Source organism: Blautia sp. An81, from assembly GCF_002161285.1.
Classification (GTDB): domain Bacteria; phylum Bacillota; class Clostridia; order Lachnospirales; family Lachnospiraceae; genus Blautia; species Blautia ornithocaccae.
The window spans coordinates 1-1,298 of the sequence record NZ_NFHH01000072.1 but is presented as its reverse complement, the minus strand read 5'-3'; the positions used below and the strand labels follow the sequence as shown (position 1 = coordinate 1,298).

The 1,298-nt window shown below is 52.1% G+C and carries 1 rRNA gene; it reads right to left on the bottom strand.

The features are described from left to right. Positions 1-1,298, bottom strand: a 23S ribosomal RNA gene (locus B5G33_RS20865); the annotation flags it as partial.

The following is a 1,298-nucleotide window of genomic DNA, read 5'->3' as shown; positions in this document are numbered from 1 at the left end:
CAGCGCTCAAATCATTACGCCTTTCGTGCGGGTCGGAACTTACCCGACAAGGAATTTCGCTACCTTAGGACCGTTATAGTTACGGCCGCCGTTTACTGGGGCTTAAATTCAAAGCTTCGATCTCTCTAACCTCTCCTCTTAACCTTCCAGCACCGGGCAGGCGTCAGCCCATATACCTCACCTTTCGGTTTTGCATAGACCTGTGTTTTTGCTAAACAGTTGCTTGAGCCTATTCTCTGCGGCCTGCTCTCGCAGGCACCCCTTCTCCCGAAGTTACGGGGTCATTTTGCCGAGTTCCTTGACAATGCTTCTTCCGCCGGCCTTAGGATTCTCTCCTCATCCACCTGTGTCGGTTTACGGTACGGGTACAGTATGAACAATAGCGGCTTTTCTCGACGCATGGCTCACATACTTCGCTACTTCAGTTCGCTCCGCATCACGCCTTCGGATTGATATGCGGTTTTTCCTGCATATCTCCTACCTCGCTTGCCCGCGGCTTTCCATTCCGCGGCTATGCTCTCCACACGTGTCCCCACAGTTCTGTCATGCTGCAGTACAGGAATCTCAACCTGTTGTCCATCGACTACGTCTTCCGACCTCGCCTTAGGCCCCGACTTACCCAGGGCAGATCAGCTTTACCCTGGAAACCTTGGATATTCGGCCATGAGGATTCCCACCTCATTCTCGCTACTCATTCCGGCATTCTCTCTTCCATAAAGTCCACAGCTCCTTCCGGTACTGCTTCTTCCCTTATGCAATGCTCCTCTACCAATCTTTCGATTCCTCAGCTTCGGTGTCGTGTTTCAGCCCCGGACATTTTCGGCGCAGGACCTCTCGACCAGTGAGCTATTACGCACTCTTTGAATGCATGGCTGCTTCTGAGCCAACATCCTGGTTGTCTTAGAGATCCCACATCCTTTTCCACTTAACACGCACTTTGGGACCTTAGCTGGAGGTCTGGGCTCTTTCCCTTTTGACTATCCAACTTATCTCGTATAGTCTGACTCCCGGCAAGCAATATCATGGCATTCGGAGTTTGATATTCTTCGGTAGGCTTTGACGCCCCCTAGGAAATTCAGTGCTCTACCTCCACGTATCTCTGCCGAGGCTAGCCCTAAAGCTATTTCGAGGAGAACCAGCTATCTCCGGGTTCGATTGGAATTTCTCCCCTATCCACACCTCATCCCCACCCTTTTCAACGGATGTGGGTTCGGTCCTCCATTGCCTTTTACGGCAGCTTCAACCTGGACATGGATAGGTCACCCGGTTTCGGGTCTGCGCATACCGACTCTGGCCCT